The sequence below is a fragment of the Streptomyces sp. NPDC002640 genome (assembly GCF_053592575.1).
Genome location: NZ_JBSFVZ010000051.1, coordinates 1 through 5939 on the forward strand (window position 1 = coordinate 1; position 5939 = coordinate 5939).

At 73.5% G+C, this 5939-nt stretch carries 2 protein-coding genes; both read left to right on the forward strand.

What is annotated here, in order from left to right:
- Window positions 1-3624 (forward strand): SDR family NAD(P)-dependent oxidoreductase (locus ACWD3O_RS33860; RefSeq protein ID WP_451418543.1); only part of this gene is annotated, 3624 nt, incomplete at its 5' end.
- A 54-nt stretch (window positions 3625-3678) separates the two neighbouring features.
- Window positions 3679-5939: type I polyketide synthase (locus ACWD3O_RS33865; protein WP_451418544.1), on the forward strand; the 2261-nt coding region annotated here is incomplete at its 3' end.

Sequence of the window (5939 nt, forward strand, 5' to 3'; positions counted from 1 at the left end):
GCGATGCTGGCGGTGCAGGCCGGTGAGGACGTGGTGGGGCCGCTGCTGGAAGGTCTCGAGGAGCGGGTGTCGCTGGCCGCGGTCAACGGCCCGGCTTCCGTGGTGGTCTCCGGCGCTGCGGACGCGGTCGCGCAGGTGGCGTCGCGGCTCACGGAACAGGGTGTGCGGACGCGTGAGTTGGTGGTGAGTCATGCGTTCCATTCGCCGTTGATGGAGCCGATGCTGGCCGAGTTCCGCACGGTCGCCGAGGGAGTCACCTTCCACACGCCGGTGATCACGCTGGTGTCGACGCTGACCGGTGAGGTGGCCTCCGCGCAGGAGCTTGCCTCACCGGACTACTGGGTGTCGCATGCGCGTGGGGCGGTCCGTTTCCACGATGCCGTGCGGGCCCTGCAGGGTCTTGGGGTGTCGCGTTTTGTCGAGATCGGTCCGGACGCGACGCTGACCGCGCTCACCCGGACCGCCCTGGGCGACGATGTCGTCTGCGTGCCGTCCGTCCGCAAGGACCGTGCGGAGGACCTGGCCGTTCTGCAGGCGCTGGGTCTCGTCGGTGACGAGGCCGGTGTGGACTGGCGTGCCGTCCACGGCCCGGACGCCCGGATCGTCGACCTTCCCACCTACCCCTTCCAGCGCGAGCGCTACTGGCTCGACACCCCCGTCGGCCCCGGCGACACCGCCGGGCTCGGCCTGGCCGACGCGGACCATCCGTTGCTCGGCGCGGCCGTGGAGCTCGCCGGCGGTCAGGGGCACGTCTTCACGGGACGGCTGTCCCTGCACAGCCACCCCTGGCTGGCCGACCACGCGGTCGCGGGGACGGTCATCCTGCCCGGCGCGGCGTTCGTGGAACTCGCCCTGCACACCGGTAACCGTGTCGGGCACACGGTTCTGGAGGACCTGACGCTCGAGGCGCCGCTCGTCATACCGGAGAACGCCACCGTCCGCCTCCAGGTGTCGGTCGGCGACCCCGACGACTCCGGGCGCCGGCAGGTCGCCGTGCACTCGCGCCCCGACGGCACGGACACCGACGAGCAGCTCTGGACCCGGCACGCCGTCGGCGCCCTGCTGCCGCAGCCCGCGGACACCCCGGCGGACGACGCGGCGGAGAGGCTGGGCGGCGTGTGGCCGCCGGCCGGGGCGGAAAGTGTCGCCGTGGAGGAGCTGTACGAGCGGCTCGGCGCGAAGGGGTACGGGTACGGTCCGGCGTTCCTCGGGCTGCGCGCGCTCTGGAGGCTCGGCGAGGACCTCTACGCCGAGGTCGCACTGCCCGACGGAGCGTCCACAACCGACGGCCCGGCCACCGAAGCGGCGCACTGCGGGGTGCACCCGACCCTGCTGGACGCCGCCCTGCACCCGCTGGGACTGGTCCCTGCGGACGATGCCGGGGACGAGCAGGCGAACGGTGACCTGCGGCTGCCGTTCGCCTGGTCGGGAGTGCGGCTCCACTCCGTGGGAACAACCGGTCTCCGGGTGCTGATCTCGCCCACGGGCCGGGACAGCGCGCGGCTGGCGCTCGCCGACCCGCAAGGGAACCCGGTGGTCACCGTGGAGTCCTTGGTCCTCCGCCCCTTCGACGCGGCCCAGGCCCTCGCGGGCCACGGCCGGGGCCACGACACGCTGTTCACCGTGGACTGGACGCCCGTGCACCACGCCACGGGCTCGTCCGCGACCTCCGCAGCGGCCGCGACCTCCGCGGTGGTGATCGGCGGCGACCGGGCCGGTGTCGACTGGCCCACCGCCGAGGCCTACGCCGACCTCGACGCGCTGCTCGCCGCCGTCGGCGACGACGCGGCACCGGACATCGTCGCCGTCTGCCTGGCGACCACGGACACGGCGGACATCGCCGCGGAGGCGCACCACGCCGCGCGGGACGCTCTCGCGCTGGTCCGGAAGTGGCTGGCCGCGGACGCACTCCACGACACGCCGCTCGTGGTGGTGACCCGGGGCGCGGTAGCCGCACGGATCGAGGAGGGCGTCCCGGACCTCGCCGTTTCGCCGGTGTGGGGGCTGCTGCGCAGTGCCCAGTCGGAGCACCCCGGCCGCTTCGTCCTGCTGGACATGGACGTGGACGTGGACGGGGACGGGGACGGGGCGGAAGGAGAGCGTGCCGCCGAGGGCAGGTGCACCGCCGTGGTGCCGGTGCTCACCGGGGACAGCCTCGTCACGGCCGTCGCCACGGGCGAGCCGCAGCTCGCGCTGCGCGACGGGGTACTCCTCGCGCCGCGCCTCGTACGCGCCGCCGACGCGGCGACCCGGCACGTCGAGCCCTCGGCGCCGGCCGGTACGGGCTCGCCGCTCGACCCCGCGGGCACGGTGCTGGTCACCGGCGGCACCGGGGCACTCGGCGCCCTGGTCGCCAGGCACCTCGTGACCCGTCACGGTGTCAGGAACCTGCTGCTGACCAGCCGCAGGGGCCTCGCCGCGGACGGCGCGGGCCGGCTCGCCGAGGAACTGTCCGCGCTCGGCGCGCAGGTGACCGTCGCGGCCTGCGACGCCGCCGACCGCGACGCACTGGCGGCGCTGCTGGACGGCATCCCCGAGGCGCACCCGCTGACGGCCGTGGTGCACACCGCGGGCGTGACCGACGACGGGGTGGTGGAGTCCCAGACCGCCGAACGCCTGGCAACCGTGCTGCGGCCGAAGGTCGACGCCGCCTGGAACCTGCACGAGCTGACCAGGGAGCGCAAGGTCGCGGCGTTCGTCCTGTACTCGTCGTTCGCCGGCACCGTGGGCAACGCCGGGCAGACCACCTACGCGGCGGGCAACGCCTTCCTGGACGCGCTCGCGCACCACCGCCGTGCCCTCGGACTGCCGGCGGTCTCGCTGGCCTGGGGCCTGTGGGCGGGGGAGAGCCGGATCACCGACACGCTCGGCGAGGCCGACCGGGCCCGGCTGCACCGCAGCGGCGTGGCGGCCCTGTCCAAGGAGGAGGGGCTGACCCTCTTCGACACGGCACTGGCCTCCGACGCGGCGCTTTCCGTCCCCGTACGCCTGGACCTCGGCGCTCTCCGCGCGAAGGCGACGGCCGGGGAACTGCCCGCGCTGTACCGGGGCCTGGTCGGGACTCGCGTGCGCAGGGCGGCCGCCGCTCCCGTCGACGCGTCGGAGGCCCTCCGCAGGCGGCTGCGGGCGGCCGACGGCGACGCCAAACGGCAGCGGATCCTGCTCGACACCGTACGCGCCGAGGCCGCGGCCGTCCTCGGCCATGGCGCGCCGGCCGCGGTCGAGACCGGCCGGGGATTCCTCGACATGGGTTTCGACTCGCTCACCGCCGTCGAACTCCGTAACCGCCTCGGCGCCGTCACCGGTCTGCGGCTCTCCACGACCCTGGTCTTCGACCATCCGACGCCGAGCGCCCTCGCCGCCCACCTCCACGCCGAGTTGGACGAGGGCCCCGCCGGGTCCGCGCCGACCGCCCTCGGCCCGCTCGACGAACTGGAGGCCGAGCTGCCGCGCATCGCCGCCGACGACGAACTGCGCGCGCGGCTGCGGCAGCGGCTGGAGCTGTTCCTGGAACAGCTCACCACCGCCGGAGGCCCCGGCACCACGGAGGGCGGGCTCGCGGACCGGCTCGACGACGCGTCCGACGACGAGATCTTCGACTTCATCGACAGCGAGCTGGCCTGACAGGCCCACGCACCTTCTGACATCCCTGCGTTATCGAGAGGCTGGCGACGAGACATGGCCAACGAGGACAAGCTCCGTGACTACCTGAAGCGGGTGACGGCCGACCTGACCAAGGTCCGCCGCCGTCTTCAGGAGGTCGAGTCCGGCAGGACGGAGCCGATCGCGATCGTGGGGATGGCGTGCCGGTACCCGGGTGGGGTGGAGTCGCCGGAGGACCTGTGGGAGCTGGTGACGGCCGGTCGGGACGCGATCTCCGGTTTCCCGGAGGACCGCGGCTGGGACCTGGAGCGGTTGTACGATCCGGACCCGTCGCAGGCGGGTACGTCGTACGCGCGTCACGGTGGTTTCCTGCACGAGGCGGCGGAGTTCGACGCGGAGTTCTTCGGTCTGTCGCCGCGTGAGGCGCTGGCGACGGACCCGCAGCAGCGGCTCCTGCTGGAGACGGCCTGGGAGACGTTCGAACGGGCCGGCATCGACCCCGAAGCACTCAGGGGATCCCGCACGGGAGTCTTCGCCGGTGTCATGTACAACGACTACGCCTCCCGCATGCAGCCGATGCCGGAGGAGTTCGAAGGCTACGTCGGCAGCGGCAGCGCGGGCAGCATCGCCTCCGGCCGCATCTCCTACACGTTCGGCCTCGAGGGCCCGGCCGTCAGCGTCGACACGGCGTGCTCGTCGTCGCTCGTCGCCGTGCACCTCGCGGCCCAGTCCCTGCGCAACGACGAGTGCTCGCTCGCCCTCGCCGGTGGCGTGACGGTGATGGCGACCCCCAACACCTTCGTCGAGTTCAGCCGGCAGCGGGGTCTGTCCGCCGACGGCCGGTGCAAGGCGTTCTCGGCGGACGCGGACGGCACCGGCTGGGGCGAAGGCGTGGGCCTGCTCCTGCTGGAGCGGCTGTCCGACGCCCGGCGCAACGGCCACCAGGTGCTCGCGGTGCTCCGGGGGAGCGCCGTCAACCAGGACGGGACGAGCAGCCAGCTCACGGCGCCGAACGGTCCGTCCCAGGAACGGGTGATCCGGCAGGCCCTGGCCGGCGCCCGCCTCACCCCCTCGGACGTGGACGCGGTCGAGGCGCACGGCACCGGTACCCGGCTGGGTGACCCGATCGAGGCACGGGCACTGCTGGCGACCTACGGGCAGGACCGGCCGGAGGACCGGCCCCTGTGGCTGGGCTCGCTGAAGTCCAACATCGGTCACACCCAGGCCGCCGCCGGCGTCGCCGGCGTCATCAAGATGGTCGAGGCGATGCGCCACGGCCTGCTGCCCCGAACCCTCCACGTGAACGAGCCCTCCCCGCACGTCGACTGGTCCTCCGGAGCGGTGGAACTCCTCACGGAACCCGTGCGGTGGCCCGAGGTGGACCGGCCGCGCCGCGCCGCGGTGTCCTCGTTCGGCATCAGCGGGACGAACGCGCACGTGATCCTGGAGCAGGCCCCGGCCTCCGACCCGGCGGACGAGCCGCGCCCCGACGACGAGAAGCCGTCCCCGTCCGTCGTCCAACCCACCGGGACCCCGACGACCTGCTCCTCCTGGCCTCTCTCCGCCCGGAGCGAGGAAGCCCTGCGCGCCCAGGCCGAGCGGCTGCTGGCGCGCGTCGAGGCCGAGCCGCGCCTGCGTCCCGCCGAGGTCGCGCGGGCCCTCGCCACCACCCGCACCGCATTCGACCACCGCGCGGCGATCACCGCGAACACCCCGGACGAGTTCCGGACCGCGCTGCGCGCCCTCGCCCTCGGCGAGACCGCACCCGGACTCGTCCGTGGCACCGTCAACGGCTCCTCCGACGTCGTCTTCGTGTTTCCGGGTCAGGGGTCGCAGTGGGTGGGGATGGCGGTGGAGTTGTTGGACTCCAGTGCGGTGTTCCGGGAGAGCGTGGCGGAGTGTGAGGCGGCGTTGTCGGAGTTCGTGGGGTGGTCGTTGTCGGATGTGTTGCGGGGTGTGGAGGGTGCTCCGGGGTTGGAGCGGGTGGATGTGGTGCAGCCGGTGTTGTTCGCGGTGATGGTGTCGTTGGCTGCGGTGTGGCGGTCGGTGGGGGTGGTGCCGTCGGCGGTGGTGGGTCATTCGCAGGGTGAGATCGCGGCGGCGTGTGTGGCGGGTGCGTTGAGTGTGCGGGACGCGGCGCGGGTGGTGGCGTTGCGGAGTGCGGCGCTGGTGCGGTTGTCGGGGAAGGGGGGGATGGGGTCGGTGTCGTTGCCGGCTGCGGTGGTGGAGTCGCGGTTGGCGTCGTGGGGTGGGCGTTTGTCGGTGGCGGCGGTGAACGGTCCGTCGTCGACGGTGGTGTCGGGTGATGCGGATGCGTTGGCGGAGTTGGTGGAGCG